This window comes from Glycomyces paridis (assembly GCF_004912155.1).
GTDB lineage: Bacteria > Actinomycetota > Actinomycetes > Mycobacteriales > Micromonosporaceae > Glycomyces > Glycomyces paridis.
On sequence record NZ_STGX01000011.1, the window covers coordinates 102656 to 117517 of the forward strand.

A 14862-nucleotide genomic window follows, 5' to 3' on the forward strand; every position below is an offset into this window, starting at 1 on the left:
GGACCCGAACGCGAATCGGCCTCGCGAGGCACCCGGCCGCGGGAGGCCCGGGCCTACACTGGGCCGCATGCCGATCCTCGACAGCGCCATCTACCGCAAGGGCGTCCGCGAATCGCACCACGTCACCCTCGACCAGACCTTCGAGGACCTCCACGAGCACGGCGGGTTCGCCTGGATCGGGCTCTACCGCCCGACGAGCGCCGAACTCGCGGCCGTCGCCGAGGAGTTCGAACTCCACCACCTGGCCGTCCAGGACGCCCGCGCCGGACACCAGCGCCCCAAGCTCGAACGCTACGGCGACACGCTCTTCGTGGTCCTCAAGGCCGCCAGGTACCTCGACGAGCCCGAGCAGGTCGAGTTCGGCGAGGTCCACCTCTTCATCGGCCCGAACTTCGCGATCACGATCCGCCACGCCGAGACCCCGGACCTCCCGGCCGTGCGCCGCCGCCTCGAATCCGAGCCCGACCTCCTCGCGCTGGGCCCGCAGGCGGTGCTCTACGCCGTCCTCGACGAGGTCGTGCGCGGCTACCGGCCGGTGATCGCCGGGCTGGAGAACGACATCGACGAGATCGAGGAGGCCATGTTCTCCGGCGACGCCAACGTGACCCAGCGGATCTACGAGCTGTTCCGCGAAGCGATGGGCTTCCAGCGGGCCACGCACCCGCTCGTCGCCGTCATGCGGTCGCTGGAGGCCGGCTTCGACAAGTACGGGGTCGACCTGGAGCTGCGCCGCGACATGCGCGACGTGCTCGACAACGTGCTCAAGGCCGTCGAGCGCGCCGACACGTTCCGTGCCCTCCTCCAGAACGCCCTCACCGTCCACTCGACCCTGGTGACCCAGGCCCAGAACGACGAGATGCACCGCCTCGCGGCCGAGACCCACGAGCAGGGCGACCAGGTCAAGAAGATCAGCTCCTGGGCGGCGATCCTCTTCACGCCCGGCCTGGTCAGCGGCATCTACGGCATGAACTTCACCCACATGCCCGAACTGGCCTGGCCGCTCGGCTACCCGATGGCACTGGGCCTGATGGTCGTCTCGGCGCTGATCCTGTACGCGGTCTTCAAGCGCCACAACTGGCTCTGACCTCAGCCGAGGTCACTCGCCCGGTGCGACCACCGACTGCCCGGCCGCGTCGGCGTAGGCGGCCAGGCGCCGGTCGTAGGTGACGAAGGCGTGCAATTCCTCCCGCAGCAGGTCGGCGGTCGCGAGGTGCAGCGCGTCGAACGACCGCAGCTGCGGGTACCGGTACCCGGCGGCCTTCGATCGCACCTCTGCGGTCATGTCGAGTCGGTGGATCCGCGCGAGCACCTGCGGCAGGTCGTCGAGGAGGTGCGGGGCGTCGCGGTGCAGCGCCCGCGCCATCTCGACTTCGAGGAGCGCGCTCGACACCTTGGGGACGCCGGCCCTGTCCCCGAGCCACTTCACCAGTGCCGCGGACTCGTTCTCGACCTTCAGCAGCTTGATGACCGCGCAGCTGTCGAGGTAGATCACCAGCGCTCCTCGTCGCGCGCCGCGATCAGGCGATCGGAGAGCGACGGCTCGGTCGGGTCGCCCTCCGGCACCGTGAACGGCGTGTCGTCGGTCGCCGGAACGACCGCGCCCTCCGCCGTCAAGCGGGCGAGCAGCGAACTCGTGGCGGGCTCCGGCGTCATCCGCACCACCGGTCGTCCGTGGTCGGTCACGATCACCGTCTCGCCGTTGCGGACACGGCGCACGATCTGCGCCGTGTGATGGCTGAGTTCGCGAAGCCCGATGGTATCCATGGCGAAATGTTACCACATTTGTGACACATTCGCGGCGGCTCGCGCCCCGAGCGCAGCACTCAGCCGGTGGCGACGTCGAAGGCCGTGCCGAGGGCGTAGGTGACGGCCATGGTGGCGGCGCCGACGGCGATGACGCGGAGGGTGGCGCGGGCGGGCGGGGCGCCGCCGAGGCGGGCCGAGGTGTAGCCGGTCAGGGCCAGCGCGGCGACGACGGCGAGGGCGCAGCCGATGACGCGGACGTCGGCGGGCAGCAGGGTGATCGCCAGGAGCGGGAGCAGTGCGCCGCAGGTGAAGGCGATGAAGGAGGAGATCGCGGCGTGCCAGGGGTTGGTGAGTTCGTCTGGGTCGAGTCCGAACTCGACGGCGGCGTGGGCGTGGAGCGGGTCGGCGGCGGAGAGCTCGCGGGCGGCGGCGCGCGCGGTGGCCGCGGAGAGGCCGCGGTCCTGGAGGTTCTGGGCGAGTTCGTCTTCGGCGCCCTGGGGGTCCTCGGAGAGTTCGCGCCGCTCGGATTCGACGACGCTCGCTTCGGTGTCGCGCTGTGTGGAGACGGAGGTGTACTCGCCGCCGGCCATCGAGAGCGCGCCGGCGACGAGTCCGGCGAAGCCGGCCACGAGGATCGCGGTGCGGTCGGCGGTGGCGCCGGCGACGCCGATGACGATGCCGGCGGTGGAGACGATGCCGTCGTTGGCGCCGAGCACGCCCGCGCGGAGCCAGTTGAGCCTGTTGCCGAGCGAACCCGGTCCTTCCTCGCCGTGTGCCACGGCCCCAGTACACCACAAGGTTGCGTGACATGGGCGTTCTCACAGCGGGCCGCGAATTGCACCACTGTGGGCGATATTCCCGGCCGTCGATGTCGAAGGGTCCATTGGGGATCTTCCCTTCGCGGCGCGAGGGGGCTATTCTCGCACTCCCTCCGATGAGAAGGGGCTCTGTGAAATGAGCGACCCGAACGAATCCCCCGCGCCGCGATCAGAGGACGCCGAAGGGCCCGAGGCCCCCGGCGAGGCGCCGAACCGATCCGCCGCGGCCCCCGAGCCGCCTCCGGCTCCCCGCCCGCCCGAGGCCGACTCCGCGCCGCAGGCGCCTCCGGCCACGCAGGAAGCCCCGGCCCCACAGGCGCCTCCGGCCGCGCAAGCCGCCCCGGTCCCCCGGCCCGAGCAGGCGCCGCAGGCAGCCGACCGGCCCGCGACTCCCGCCGCGCCGCCCCGGCCCGCGGCACCGCCGCACGCCGTCCCGCCGCCTCGCACCGCGTACGAGCAGCAGTTGGCGACGCAGGCGTACTACCAGCAGATGGCGCCTCGCCTCATCGAGCCGAATCCGCGCTGGCACCGGCCCGACTCGGCCGCCTCCTCCACCGCGTCGGTGCTCGTGATCGCCTTGGCGCTGTTCGGCGCCTGGGCGGCCTTCGGCGTCGACGGAGTCGGGATCGGCCTGGCGCTCACCGGCATCGGCCTGGTCGCCGTCCCGCTGCTGACCTCCGACCGGCGGGACCTGCTGCCGCGGCTGCCCGGCGCGGTGCTGGTCGCGGCGCTGTGGTCGGTGGCGGCGTTCCGCGACGCCGGCTGGGTCGTCGCGCTGTGCTCGCTCGCGGCCTTCGCGCTCACGCCCGCGGTGCTCGCGCCGCAGCGCCGCTTCAGCGGCAACCTGGTCGTCCTGTTCATGGGCTGGCTCGAAGGCCTGAGCCCGTCCTTCAGCTGGCTCGCGCGCGGGCGCCGCGACCGGGACGGCGAGCGGTCGAGGACGATGCGGGGCCTGTGGACCGCGCTGGTCACCGTCGCGCTGCTGCTGGTCTTCGGCGGGTTGTTCGCCGCCGCGGACTCGACATTCGCGGGCCTGGTCGGCAGTCTGCTGCCGGACCTGAACCCGGTCGAGATCGTCCTGCGACTCATGCTGGCCGTGGCGCTGTTCCCGCTGGTGCTCATCTGGACGTACACGGCGGTCGCGAAGCCGCGCTTCGACGGCGAGGGCGGCAAGGAGCACCGCACGGTCTCGCGCTTCGAGCTGGCCGTGCCGCTGGGCGCGCTGAACCTGCTGTTCGCGGCGTTCATCGCGGTGCAGCTGCGCGTGTACCTCGGCGGCGAGGACTACGTGCTCGACACGGCAGGGCTCACGTTCGCCGAGTACGCCCGGAAGGGCTTCTGGCAGTTGAGCGTCGTGGCGTTCCTGGCGCTGGGGGTCATCGCGCTCGCCGCGTGGCTGGCACCCAAGCGCGAGCAGGGCGACCGGTGGCTGGTGCGGGCGCTGCTGGGCCCGCTGGGCCTGATGTCGATGGTCGTCGTCGCCTCCGCGCTGTACCGCATGTACACGTACTTCGAGACCTACGGCCTCACGCGGATGCGGGTGTGGATCTTCACCGTGGAGATCTGGCTGGCGGTGCTGTTCGCGCTGGTCCTGGTGTGCTGCTGGAAGCTGCGGGCGACCTGGCTGCCGAGGGCGATCCTCGCCTCGGGCGCCCTGGCGCTGCTGGGCCTGGCCGCGGTGAACCCGGACGCGCTCATCGCCCGGTACAACCTCGACCACGACCACGAGCTGGACCTGGTCTACCTCGCGGGGCTCTCGGACGACGCGGTGCCGGAATTCGAGGAGCTGTCGGCGGCCGACCGCGCCTGCGTGGTGGCGCCCTCCCGCAGCGAGGACCGGGCCGTGCTGACGTGGAACCTCGGGTATCAACGGGCCGAGGAGTTCCGGGAGGAGCACGACCAGTCGCTGCGCTGGGAGGAGTGCCCGACCCGATTCGGGTACTGACGTTCCTTTATCCGGCGGCGGCGCGGGACACCGCGCCGCCGCCGAGTTTCGAACAGGCGGACTGGACGCTTCGGCGCACCGGTTCGACGGCGCCCGTAGCGGTCTCGTAACTTGGGGGGATGCTGCGAGTGATCGGCGCGGGGCTCCCGCGCACCGGGACCATGACGCTCAAGAGCGCACTGGAGACGCTGCTGGGGGCGCCGTGCCACCACATGGCGGAGGTGTTCCGGCGCGTGGAGACCGACCCGCCGGTGTTCCTGGCGGCCGCGCGCGGCGAGGGCGCCGACTGGGACGCGATCCTGTCGGGCTACGCCTCGGCCGTCGACTGGCCCGCCTCTGCCTTCTACGCCGAGCTCGCCGAGCGCTACCCCGAGGCGGTGGTGGTGCTCTCGCGCCGCGACCGGTTCGAGACGTGGTGGTCGAGCGCGACCAACACGATCTTCACGGGCATGGACACCGAGGGCTTCAAGACCCCGGCCTGGTCGGCGATGATCGACGCGATCTGGGAGAAGACGTTCCCGGGCGCGCCCCGCAGCGACCGGGACGCGGTCGAGGAGGCCTACGAGCGCTATCACGAGCGCGTGCGCGCGACGATCCCTCCCGAACGCCTGGTCGAGTTCACGACCGGCGCGGGCTGGGAGCCGCTGTGCGCGGCGCTGGACCTGCCGGTGCCCGAGGAGCCGTTCCCGTACCTGAACACGACGCGGGACTGGCACGAGCGCAAGGGCCAAGTGCCGCCCGGAGGCGTGCCGGAATCCCTGGTCCGGGAGTCCTGAGAGGACGGACACGGACCTCCGCGGGAACCCGGTCGGGCCTCACGGTCGATACCACCGCACCCGCGAGTGCGCACCGGATGCGCACGGCCCCGCGCGAGGACTCGCCGGATCGCCTCGTGACGATGTTCAGCCGTGGACCGGATGCGCACGGCGCCGCGCGAAGGCCCGCCGGATCTCCCGGTGACGGCGATCAGCCGTGGAGTCGCCTGGCGGCCTCGCGGCTCGCCTCCATCGCGAATCGGGCGTAGTCAGGACTCGCCCCGGCCATGCCGCACGCGGTCGCGACGGCGACCTGGCGCGGAAGAAGTTCAGGGTCGAAGCCGAGCCGGTTCCACAGGGCCAGTACGCGGTCGGCGGCCGCGGCGGCGGTGCCGGGGTGGGCCGATCCGATGGCGGGCACGGCCCCGGCGATGAGCCGGCCGCCGCCGTCGAGGTACTCCCCCAGGGCGTCGACCTTCGGCACGTCGTCGAGGTCGAGGAGCGTCAGGTCGATCCCGACCGCGCGGGCGCCGGCCTCGGCGAGGAGCCCGACGGGCACGTCGGGGGCGCAGCAGTGGACGACCAGCGGCACGCCGACCGCGTCCGCGATCTCGCGCAGCCGCTCGCGGGCGACCTCGACCGGCACGCGCCGGTAGAAGTCCAGGCCGGACTCGTTGTTGACCCGCCCGGCCAGCGCGGCGGGCAGGCTCGGTTCGTCGATCTGGATCGACAGGGCCGCGCCGGGCATCCGCGCCTGGGCGGCGGCGACGTGGCGGCGCAGGCCTTCGGTGAGGGAGGCGGTGAGGTCGGCGACCGCGCCGGGGTCGGCGATCATGGCGCCGCCGGTGCGCCGCCACAGGTTCGCGGCGAGCGTGAACGGCCCGACGGAGGTGAGGCGGACGGGTCCGGCGGCGGCGGTCTCGTGGAGTGCGTCGAGGTCGCGTTCGAGGAAGTCGGCGGCGCGGCGGGCGTCGACGCCGGGCAGGTCGGCCATCTCCCAGCGGAACGCCCACCACTGGACGGGCAGGTCGACCAGGAGGGCCGCGCCGCGGCCGATCATGTCGGCGCCCAGGCCCCGGGCGGGCAGTTCGGGCAGGTGGGGCCATTCGGGGAGTTCGCCGAAGACGACGTTGACGGCTTCGCGCACGTCGGTGCCGGGCATGGAGCCGACGCCGGTGGCGACGCCGGAGGGCAGGGCGGCGTCGGGCGCGGGCTCAGACACCGGCGGCCTCGACCGGTGCGGCGGCGTCGGCGGTGTCGATGGTGCCCGAGGCGAGGACCGCGTCGCCGTGCTCGGCGTCGGGGTCGTAGACGACGAGGGCCTGGCCGGGCGCGACGCCGTACGCGGGCTTGCGCAGGACGGCGGTGAGGCCGTGGGCGTCGGCGGTGACGACGGCGGGGTAGACCTCGCCGTGGGCGCGGAGCTGGACCTGGGCGTCGAAGTCGCCGGTGCGCTCGGCGGCGAGCCAGACGGGCCGGCCGGTGCGGATGCGGTCGACGCGCAGGGCTTCGCGGGGGCCGACTTCGACGCGGTTGTCGACGGGCGTGATCGACAGGACGTAGCGGGGGCGCCCGTCGGCGGCGGGCCGCTTGAGGCCCAGGCCGTGGCGCTGGCCGACGGTGAACTGGTGGGAGCCGTCGTGGCTGCCGAGGACCTCGCCGGTGGCGGAGTCGACGATCTCGCCGTCCTTGGAGCCGAGCCTGTTCTTGAGGAACCCGGAGGTGTCGCCGTCGGCGATGAAGCAGATGTCGTGGCTGTCGGGTTTGCGGGCGACGGCGAGGCCGCGCTCCTCGGCCTCGGCGCGCACGAGGTCCTTGGGGGTGTCGCCGAGCGGGAAGAGGGAGTGGGCGAGCTGGGCGGGGGTGAGCACGGCGAGGACGTAGGACTGGTCCTTGCCGGGGTCGACGCCGCGGCGCAGGAGGCCGTCCTCGCCCTTGCGGGCGTAGTGGCCGGTGGCGACGGCGTCGAAGCCGAGGGCCACGGCGCGGTCGAGGACGGCGGCGAACTTGATCTTCTCGTTGCAGCGCAGGCACGGGTTGGGGGTGCGCCCGTTGGCGTACTCGGCGTAGAAGTCCTCCACGACGTCCTCGTGGAAGCGCTCGGCCATGTCCCACACGTAGAAGGGGATGCCGATGACGTCGGCGGCGCGGCGGGCGTCGCGGGAGTCCTCGATGGTGCAGCAGCCGCGTGCCCCGGTGCGGTAGGTCTGGGGGTTCTTGGACAGCGCCAGGTGGACGCCGGTGACGTCGTGCCCGGCCTCGACGGCGCGGGCCGCGGCGACGGCCGAGTCGACGCCGCCGCTCATGGCGGCCAGTACTCGCAGTTTCACGTCGTCAACCTTAGCCGGGCTCGCGCCGGGGCCGGTCCGGCGGCGCGGTGCTCAGGTGAGTCCGGCGGTCTTGGCGCGCCGCACGGCTTCGGGGAGGGCGGCGACAAGGGCGTCCACGTCGGCCTTGGTGGTGGGCCAGCCGAGGGTGAAGCGCAGGGAGGAGCGGGCGTCGTCGGGCGCGGCGCCCATCGCGAGGAGCACGTGGGAGGGCTGGGCGATCCCGGCCGAGCAGGCGGAGCCTGTGGCGCATTCGACACCGGAGGCGTCGAGGAGCATGAGGAGCGCGTCGCCTTCGCAGCCGGGGAAGGAGAAGTGCGCGTTCCCGGGCAGGCGCAGTTCGGGGTCGCCGTTGTAGATCGCGTCGGGCACGGCTTCGCGGATGCGGGCGACGAGGTCGTCGCGCAGGACCGCGAGGCGCTGCGCCTCGGTCTGCTGGGTGCGGGCGGCGTGGAGGACGGCTTCGGCGAGGGCGGCGATGCCGGGCACGTCGAGGGTGCCGGAGCGGATCTCGCGTTCCTGGCCGCCGCCGTGGAGCAGCGGCACGGCCTTGACGTCGCGGCGCAGCAGGAGCGCGCCGGTGCCGGTGGGGCCGCCGAGCTTGTGGCCGGAGAGGGCGAGGGCGGCGGCGCCGGAGGCGGCGAAGTCGACCGGGACGTGGCCGACCGCCTGGATCGCGTCGGTGTGGACGGGGATGCCGTGGGGCGCGGCCAGGGCCGCCATCGCCTCGATCGGCTGGAGGGTACCGACCTCGTTGTTCGCCCACATGCAGGTGATCACGGTGATCTCGGCGGCGTGCTCGTCGAGGAGCCCGGCGAGGACGGCGGTGTCGACCCGCCCGAGCTTGTCGACGGGCAGTTCGGTGACGTCGGCCCGCTCGTGGTCGCCGAGCCAGGCGACGGCGTCGGCGACGGCGTGGTGCTCGATGGCGGTCGTCACGATCCGGTTGCGCGCGCCGGTGCGCCGCTCCCAGTGGACGCCCTTGACGGCGAGGTTGTCGGCCTCGGTGCCCGACCCGGTGAAGATGACCTCGCCGGGTTTGGCGCCGAGGACCTCGGCGATCCGTTCGCGGGCCTCCTCCACGGTGCGGCGGGCGGTGCGCCCGGAGCCGTGGAGGGACGAGGCGTTGCCGAGTGCGCGTGCGGTCCGCATGTAGGCGTCGAGCGCTTGGGGGAGCATCGGCGTGGTCGCGGCGTGATCGAGATAGGCCATGGCCCCTTCAGTCTACGGCGCGTCCGGGCGCGCTCCCTCCCGCAGCGACGGCGGGCGGCGCTGCGCACCCCCGGCGTGGGAACGTGCGCCACCCGACCGCTCGCGGAGCCGTAATCCGCGATGGTGCACGCGAGATAGAATCTGACGAATCCTCCTACCTTTCCGGTTGCGAGGGGTCGCCGCCCCGAGACCGGGCGCCGGGGGGTCCGGACTCCGCGGTGGGCCGGTCGAGAGAAAGTATGTGCCGATGACGCCCGAGCTCGCCGAAGCGCTACGTGCGGGGCCGTTCCACACCGCCCTGCGGGTGGCCATCCAGACCAGCGGGCTCGGCCTCGACCGGATCCGTCACCGCCTCGCGATGCGCGGCATCACCGTCTCCACCACGAGCCTCAGCTACTGGCAGTCCGGACGCTCCCGCCCCGAGCGCGCCGAGTCCCTCGCCGCCGTCACCGCCCTCGAAGACCTCCTCGACCTCCCCGCCGGCTCCCTCCGCGTCCTCCTGGGCCCCAAGCGCGCCCGCGGCCCCCGCTCGATCCGGGGCCAGCTCCCCCGCCCGGACGCGGTCCTCGGCGGCGACGCCGTCCGCGAGCTGTGCGACCAGGTGCCCGCCTCCCGCGAGCACACCCTCGACATCCTCAGCCAGCAGGTGGTCGTGCACGTGGACTCGCAGTGGCAGGAGACGCTCATGGAGCTGTCGATGCTGGTGCGCGCGAGGCGCGACGACGTGGACCGGTACATCCTGCTCTACCGCGGGGACGACGGCTGCGACGTGGACGAGATCGAGTTCAAGCCGGTCCGCGACTGCACCGTCCCGAACGTCCTGCGCCACGCGGACGCCCCGGTCGCGCTCGCCCAGATCGTGTTCGACACGCCGCTGCCGAAGGGCGCGACCCACCTGTTCGAGATCGTCGTCCAGGGCAACGGCGGGGTGTCGACGGGTCACGGGAACGCGTTCCGCTACCCGGTCGACCAGTACTCGCTCCAGGTGCGCTTCGCGCCCGACGCGGTGCCCCGGCGCGTCTACCGCTTCGCGCAGTCGAGCCTCCAGCGGGACAAGCGCGAGACCGGCGACCTGCAACTGGGCCCGACCCGCACGGTCGCGCTGGCCGAGCCGGTCCCGAGGCCGGGGGCGCTCGGCATCGGCTGGGACGCGGTGTAGCGGCGGAGCCGCACATGGACGAACGCGAAGGGCCCCACCGGATTCCGGTGGGGCCCTTCGCCGTGTGCGTCAGTCCTGGGAGCGGAAGCGGTTCACGGCCCACCAGGTGCCAGGGAGCAGAAGCGCGGCGAGGACGAGCTTGACGGCGTCGCCGGCGAGGAACGGGTACATGCCGGCGCTGAGGGCGTCAGAGGCGCTCATGTCAAGGGCGAGCGCGAGGTAGGGGACGCCGAAGGCGTACATGAGGACGTTGCCGACGACCATGAGCACCACGGTCTTCACGACGGTCCGGTCGCCGCCGCGCCGCGCCAGGAAGCCCACGGCGACCGAGGCGGCGAGGAAGCCGATGATGTAGCCGAAGGTCGGCATCGCGAACCCGGAGGTGCCCTCGGTGAACCAGGGGACCCCGGCCGCGCCCGCGGCGAGGTACAGCGCGAGCGTCAGGCCCGCGCGCAGCGGGCCGTAGGCGGCGCCGAGGAGCAGCACCGTGAACGTCGTGAGCACGAACGGAACCGGGCTGATCTGCGGGATCGTGAACGCGATCTGCGCCGACGCCCCGACGGCGGCCGCGCCGCCGAGCACGAGCACGGCATCGCGCGCGATGGCGCGGGCCCGGGTCGAGGCGGGCAGCAGGTCGGCAAGCACACCCGGAGCGGCGATCGCGGCGGCTGGAGCGGCCATATCGGATTCCTCCAACATCATCTGTAGGTTCTCTATAACGAGAGGCTGCCACGAAGCCTAACGCACCCTTGTTACGACAACATGAAGCCCCCGCACGACCGCCCCACCCGCCACGCCGACCCCATGTCACACCCCCGAGCGACCATCGAAAGCGGGGGCGACAACGAACACGAGCCCTCCGCGCCAAACTCGAGCCGCACCGCCGCCACCCCCTGTCGCACCCCCGCGCCATCATCGAAACGGGGGCGACTGCGAACGCGAGCCCAGCTCGCCCAACGGGCGACCGGCCGCAACTCGTCGTCACACCCCTGAGCAATCATCGAAGCCGGGGGCGACAGCGAACGCGAGCCACTCTCGCCAGCGCCCCGCCGCTCCCGCCCGCCCGCCGCGCCTTCCCCTCGAACCGCCGCCCACGTTCGGCCCGCACATGACGACGGCCCGGCCCGCCTTTCGGCGGGCCGGGCCGTCGTCGCGTCAGCGGGCTTGCGCCGCTGCCACTACTTGCGCTTCTCGATCTCTTCGAGGGCCTGCGGGAGGACCTGGAAGAGGTCGCCGACCACGCCGAAGTCGGCCATGCCGAAGATCGGGGCGTCGGCGTCCTTGTTGACGGCCACGATCACGCGCGAGGTCTGCATGCCCGCGCGGTGCTGGATCGCGCCGGAGATGCCCGCGGCGATGTACAGCTGCGGGCTCACCGTGGTGCCGGTCTGGCCCACCTGGAACTTGTGCGGGTAGTACCCCGAGTCGGTCGCGGCGCGCGAGGCGCCGACCGCGCCGCCGAGAGCGTCGGCGACGCGCTCGATGAGGGCGAAGTCCTCCGCGGAGCCGACGCCGCGGCCGCCGGAGACGACGACGCCGGCTTCGGCCAGGCCGGGCCGGTCGCCCGCTGGCTCGTCGACCCGCTGGGTGACGCGCACGCGCTGGTCCTCGTCGGACACCGCGGCGGTGACGGTCTCGACCTGGGGGGTGCCCGGCGCGGGGGCCGGCTCGGTCGCGCCGGCCTTGACCGTGGCGAGCGTGAAGCCCTTGGTGGCCTTGGAGGTCACGATGGTCGCGCCCGCGAACGCGTCCTGCGTGGCGATGCCGTCGGCCTCCAGGGCCGAGACGTCGGTGAGCAGCCCGTTGTCGAGCGCGACCGCTACGCGTGCGGCGATCGCCTTGCCCTCGTCGGTGCTCGGGAGCAGGAGGAAGTCGGGCGCGGCCTGGCGGGCGAGGTCGATGAGGACGGTCGCCTTCGGAGCGACGAAGTAGTCGTCGATGCCGGCGCCTTCGACGCGGTGGACCTTAGCGGCGCCGTACTCGCCCGCGAGGCCCGCGGCGGCGTCGTCGAAGGCCACGGCGGCGACGTCGCCGAGCGAGCGGGCGAGGGTGAGGACCTCGGCCGCGTGCTTGCCGGAGTTGGGAACGTACACAAGGATGTCGGTCATGTCGGTCTCCTGATTCCGGCTCAGATGAACTTCTCGGCGGCGAGGAACCCGGCGAGCTCGGCGCCGCCCTGGCCCTCGTCGGTGACGATCCGCCCGGCGGTGCGGGCGGGGCGGTCGGCGGCGCCGACGACCTCGTTGGCCGCGGCGTCGGCGCCGGCGCGGTCGATGCCGAGGTCGGCGAGGGTGAGCGTCTCGACGGGCTTGCGCTTGGCGGCCATGATGCCCTTGAGCGAGGGGTACCGCGGGGTGTTGATGGTGTCCCAGACGGAGACGATGGCCGGCAGGTTCGCGTTGAGCACGTCGTAGCCGTTGGCCCGCTGGTGCTCCACGGTGATCGAGGCGCCGTCGGTCTCGATCTTGCGGGCGCCGGTGAGCGCGGGCGCTCCGGTGCGGGCGGCGACCAGGTGGGGCATGACGCCCATGCCGGAGTCGGTGGACTCGGCGCCGGCGATGACGAGGTCCCATTCGATGCGGCCGAGGACCGCGGCGAGGATCGCCGAGGTGGTGAGCGCGTCGGAGCCGCCGACGGCGTCGTCCTCGACGTGGACGGCCTTGTCGGCGCCCATCGCGAGGGTCTTGCGCACGGTGTCGGTGGCCTGTCCGGGCCCGAGCGTGAGGACGGTGACCTCGCCGCCGTGGGCTTCCTTGAGCTGGAGGGCGGCTTCGACGGCGTATTCGTCGAGCTCCCCCATGACGTTGTTGGCGCCGTTGCGGTCCACCCGGTATTGGGCGTCCAGCCGTCTCGCGAGCCCCGAGTCGGGGACCTGCTTGACCAGAACCACGATGTTCATCGACAACCTCCGAGGTCGTATGCGGCGATCCGTGGCCCGCCGGTGTCGCCGAGTCCGCGAGCGGGCCTCGGATCCCTGCGGGCGTCTTGGGCTGAAACTATATCCTACGAAGTTACTTTCGAGTAACACCCCGAGGCGTTGTTGTACACGACGCCCGGGACAGGCATGATTGGACCATGGTCCGCGCGTTCCTGTTCCTGTTCCTCGCCCACTTGGCGTTGGTCATCGCCGCGCTCGCGGACTGCCTCGGCGGTGAACACGCCCCGAGGAAGCTCACGCGAGCCTGGTGGGTCGCGATCATCCTGCTGGTGCCGGTCGCGGGCGGCATCCTCTGGTTCGCCGTCGGCCGCGCCCGTCCGCGCCCGCAGCCGGGCCCGGGCAGCACCGGCAGCTCGGGCGGGCCGCGCAGCCCGCGGGGGCCGGTCGCCCCCGACGACGACCCCGACTTCCTGCGCGACATCGACCGCCGCCTGCGCGACGACAACAAAGAGGACTGAGCGGGTTCAGGCCGACTTCTCGCGGCGCGGGCGCACGGCCCGGCGCGGGGTGGCCTTCGTCCTGGGGATGAGCGTCGGGTTCACGTTGCGGCGCACCACGTCCGCGGTGATCTCCACTTGGGCGACCTCGTCGGCCCGCGAGGGGATCTCGAACATGACCGGCTGGAGGACCTCCTCCATGATGGCCCGCAGGCCGCGGGCGCCGGTGCCGCGCAGCAGCGCGGACTCCACGATCGGCTCCAGTGCGTCCTCGGCGAACACGAGTTCCACGCCGTCGAGTTCGAGCAGGCGCTGGTACTGCTTCACCAGGGCGTTCTTCGGCTCGGTGAGGATGCGCAACAGCGTCGGCTGGTCGAGGTGGTCGACGGTGGTGAGGATCGGCAGCCGCCCGACCATCTCCGGGATGAGCCCGTACTTCAGGAGGTCGTCGGGCATGACCTGGGAGACTATGGCGTCGTCGGCGGCGTCCTCGGCCGAGTGCAGCGGGGCGGTGAACCCGACGGTGCGCTTGCCGATGCGGCCCTTGATGATCTCCTCGATCCCGGCGAACGCGCCGCCGCAGATGAAGAGGATGTCGGTGGTGTCGATCTGGATGTGCTCCTGGTGCGGGTGCTTGCGCCCGCCCTGCGGCGGCACCGAGGCGACGGTGCCCTCCAGGATCTTCAGGAGCGCCTGCTGCACGCCCTCGCCGGAGACGTCGCGGGTGATCGAGGGGTTGTCGGCCTTGCGTCCGGCCTTGTCGATCTCGTCGATGTAGATGATGCCGGTCTCGGCGCGCTTGACGTCGAAGTCGGCGGCCTGGATGAGCTTGAGGAGGATGTTCTCGACGTCGTCGCCGACGTAGCCGGCCTCGGTGAGGGCCGTGGCGTCCGCTATCGCGAAGGGGACGTCGAGCATCCGCGCGAGGGTCTGGGCCAGGTGGGTCTTGCCCGAGCCGGTGGGCCCGACCATGAGGATGTTCGACTTCTGGAGCTCGACGTGGTCGGGGTTGTTGCGCCCGGACCCGAGTTCGTCGAGCTGCACCCGTTTGTAGTGGTTGTAGACCGCGACGGCGAGGGAGCGCTTGGCGGCGTCCTGGCCGATGACCCACTGATCGAGGAACTCGACGATCTCCTTGGGCTTGGGAAGGTCCTCCCAGGCGACCTCGGCGTCCTCGGCGAACTCCTCTTCGATGATCTCGTTGCACAGGTCGATGCACTCGTCGCAGATGTAGACGTTCGCAGGTCCGGCGATGAGCTTGCGCACCTGGCGCTGCGACTTCGAGCAGAACGAGCACTTCAGGATCTCGCCGTCACCCAGGCGTGGTGCCATAGCGGTACCTCCCTCTCTCGGCGTGACTCGCCGACCGTGCCCCGCCGGGCCGGGCGGTGCGTGCGGGCCGTGACTCTCCAGCGTGCTTGCGTGCTCCGTTGATTCAGGACGAACCGGTGTCTCGACTCAGTATTTCGCATTTGCGGCCGGGACGCCACCCTGACCGCGGACCGCCTGTGACCGACCGGCAGCG

15 protein-coding genes are annotated in these 14862 nt (G+C 72.3%); 5 read left to right on the forward strand and 10 right to left on the reverse strand.

Going from position 1 to position 14862, the window contains the following annotated elements; translation table 11 throughout:
- Positions 1–67: 67 nt before the first annotated feature.
- Positions 68–1084: a magnesium and cobalt transport protein CorA gene (locus E9998_RS15535; protein WP_136530613.1), complete on the forward strand. Its 1017-nt coding sequence runs from the start codon at positions 68–70 to the stop codon at positions 1082–1084.
- Positions 1085–1096: 12 nt separating this feature from the next.
- On the opposite strand, the gene E9998_RS15540 is transcribed toward E9998_RS15535, so the two are convergent.
- From E9998_RS15540 to E9998_RS15550, 3 genes are read right to left on the reverse strand one after another with little or no spacing between them, the layout of a single operon-like run.
- Positions 1097–1492 carry a type II toxin-antitoxin system VapC family toxin gene (locus tag E9998_RS15540; protein ID WP_136530614.1) on the reverse strand — a complete coding sequence of 132 codons (396 nt, stop codon included), beginning with the start codon at positions 1490–1492 and terminating at the stop codon, positions 1097–1099.
- Complete coding sequence (locus E9998_RS15545; protein WP_136530615.1) at positions 1489–1764, reverse strand: type II toxin-antitoxin system Phd/YefM family antitoxin; 276 nt, start codon at positions 1762–1764, stop codon at positions 1489–1491. Before E9998_RS15545 ends, E9998_RS15540 begins: the two co-directional genes overlap by 4 nt.
- A 59-nt stretch (positions 1765–1823) precedes the next feature.
- On the reverse strand, positions 1824–2525 hold the full coding sequence (locus tag E9998_RS15550; protein WP_136530616.1) for a VIT1/CCC1 transporter family protein: 702 nt from the start codon (positions 2523–2525) through the stop codon (positions 1824–1826).
- A 175-nt stretch (positions 2526–2700) separates the two neighbouring features.
- Between E9998_RS15550 and E9998_RS15555 the strand changes: the two genes are divergently transcribed.
- A complete protein-coding gene (locus E9998_RS15555) occupies positions 2701–4509 on the forward strand; it encodes a DUF4153 domain-containing protein (RefSeq protein WP_136530617.1) in 1809 nt (602 codons plus the stop codon).
- A gap of 119 nt (positions 4510–4628) precedes the next feature.
- Positions 4629–5285: a sulfotransferase family protein gene (locus tag E9998_RS15560; RefSeq protein ID WP_136530618.1), complete on the forward strand. Its 657-nt coding sequence runs from the start codon at positions 4629–4631 to the stop codon at positions 5283–5285.
- 190 nt (positions 5286–5475) lie between these two features.
- Here E9998_RS15560 and E9998_RS15565 read toward each other — a convergent pair whose 3' ends face one another.
- From E9998_RS15565 to E9998_RS15575, 3 genes are read right to left on the reverse strand one after another with little or no spacing between them, the layout of a single operon-like run.
- Positions 5476–6486 (reverse strand): methionine synthase, encoded by a 1011-nt coding sequence (locus E9998_RS15565; protein ID WP_204745469.1) that lies wholly within the window; start codon positions 6484–6486, stop codon positions 5476–5478.
- Positions 6479–7588: a tRNA 2-thiouridine(34) synthase MnmA gene (gene mnmA, locus E9998_RS15570; RefSeq protein WP_136530690.1), complete on the reverse strand. Its 1110-nt coding sequence runs from the start codon at positions 7586–7588 to the stop codon at positions 6479–6481. Before mnmA ends, E9998_RS15565 begins: the two co-directional genes overlap by 8 nt.
- Positions 7589–7645: 57 nt before the next feature.
- Positions 7646–8803 (reverse strand): cysteine desulfurase family protein, encoded by a 1158-nt coding sequence (locus tag E9998_RS15575; protein ID WP_136530619.1) that lies wholly within the window; start codon positions 8801–8803, stop codon positions 7646–7648.
- 247 nt (positions 8804–9050) lie between these two features.
- Here E9998_RS15575 and E9998_RS15580 point away from each other — a divergent pair, with 247 nt between their 5' ends.
- Complete coding sequence (locus E9998_RS15580) at positions 9051–9962, forward strand: hypothetical protein (RefSeq protein WP_136530620.1); 912 nt, start codon at positions 9051–9053, stop codon at positions 9960–9962.
- Between the two features lie 69 nt (positions 9963–10031).
- Here E9998_RS15580 and E9998_RS15585 read toward each other — a convergent pair whose 3' ends face one another.
- The 3 genes from E9998_RS15585 to E9998_RS15595 all read right to left on the reverse strand — a co-directional run bounded on the left by E9998_RS15585 (position 10032) and on the right by E9998_RS15595 (position 12861).
- Positions 10032–10643 (reverse strand): biotin transporter BioY, encoded by a 612-nt coding sequence (locus E9998_RS15585; RefSeq protein ID WP_136530621.1) that lies wholly within the window; start codon positions 10641–10643, stop codon positions 10032–10034.
- A 497-nt stretch (positions 10644–11140) separates the two neighbouring features.
- Positions 11141–12070 (reverse strand): electron transfer flavoprotein subunit alpha/FixB family protein, encoded by a 930-nt coding sequence (locus E9998_RS15590; protein WP_136530622.1) that lies wholly within the window; start codon positions 12068–12070, stop codon positions 11141–11143.
- A gap of 20 nt (positions 12071–12090) precedes the next feature.
- Positions 12091–12861, reverse strand: coding sequence for an electron transfer flavoprotein subunit beta/FixA family protein (locus tag E9998_RS15595; RefSeq protein WP_136530623.1), 771 nt, complete (start codon positions 12859–12861; stop codon positions 12091–12093).
- Positions 12862–13037: 176 nt separating this feature from the next.
- Between E9998_RS15595 and E9998_RS15600 the strand changes: the two genes are divergently transcribed.
- Complete coding sequence (locus E9998_RS15600; protein WP_136530624.1) at positions 13038–13358, forward strand: PLD nuclease N-terminal domain-containing protein; 321 nt, start codon at positions 13038–13040, stop codon at positions 13356–13358.
- Positions 13359–13364: 6 nt separating this feature from the next.
- On the opposite strand, the gene clpX is transcribed toward E9998_RS15600, so the two are convergent.
- The gene (gene clpX / locus E9998_RS15605) at positions 13365–14669 is read right to left on the reverse strand and encodes an ATP-dependent Clp protease ATP-binding subunit ClpX (protein WP_136530625.1); all 1305 of its coding nucleotides are present in this window, start codon (positions 14667–14669) and stop codon (positions 13365–13367) included.
- Between the last annotated feature and the right edge of the window lie 193 nt (positions 14670–14862).

Excerpts from the sequence above, each read along its gene's own strand:
- E9998_RS15600 (WP_136530624.1), top strand. The coding sequence starts at position 13,038 with ATGGTCCGCGCGTTCCTGTTCCTGTTCCTCGCCCACTTGGCGTTGGTC.
- E9998_RS15560 (WP_136530618.1), top strand. The coding sequence starts at position 4,629 with ATGCTGCGAGTGATCGGCGCGGGGCTCCCGCGCACCGGGACCATGACG.
- E9998_RS15580 (WP_136530620.1), top strand. The coding sequence starts at position 9,051 with ATGACGCCCGAGCTCGCCGAAGCGCTACGTGCGGGGCCGTTCCACACC.
- clpX (WP_136530625.1), bottom strand. The coding sequence starts at position 14,669 with ATGGCACCACGCCTGGGTGACGGCGAGATCCTGAAGTGCTCGTTCTGC.
- E9998_RS15555 (WP_136530617.1), top strand. The coding sequence starts at position 2,701 with ATGAGCGACCCGAACGAATCCCCCGCGCCGCGATCAGAGGACGCCGAA.
- E9998_RS15595 (WP_136530623.1), bottom strand. The coding sequence starts at position 12,861 with ATGAACATCGTGGTTCTGGTCAAGCAGGTCCCCGACTCGGGGCTCGCG.
- E9998_RS15585 (WP_136530621.1), bottom strand. The coding sequence starts at position 10,643 with ATGGCCGCTCCAGCCGCCGCGATCGCCGCTCCGGGTGTGCTTGCCGAC.
- E9998_RS15590 (WP_136530622.1), bottom strand. The coding sequence starts at position 12,070 with ATGACCGACATCCTTGTGTACGTTCCCAACTCCGGCAAGCACGCGGCC.
- E9998_RS15545 (WP_136530615.1), bottom strand. The coding sequence starts at position 1,764 with ATGGATACCATCGGGCTTCGCGAACTCAGCCATCACACGGCGCAGATC.
- E9998_RS15535 (WP_136530613.1), top strand. The coding sequence starts at position 68 with ATGCCGATCCTCGACAGCGCCATCTACCGCAAGGGCGTCCGCGAATCG.
- E9998_RS15575 (WP_136530619.1), bottom strand. The coding sequence starts at position 8,803 with ATGGCCTATCTCGATCACGCCGCGACCACGCCGATGCTCCCCCAAGCG.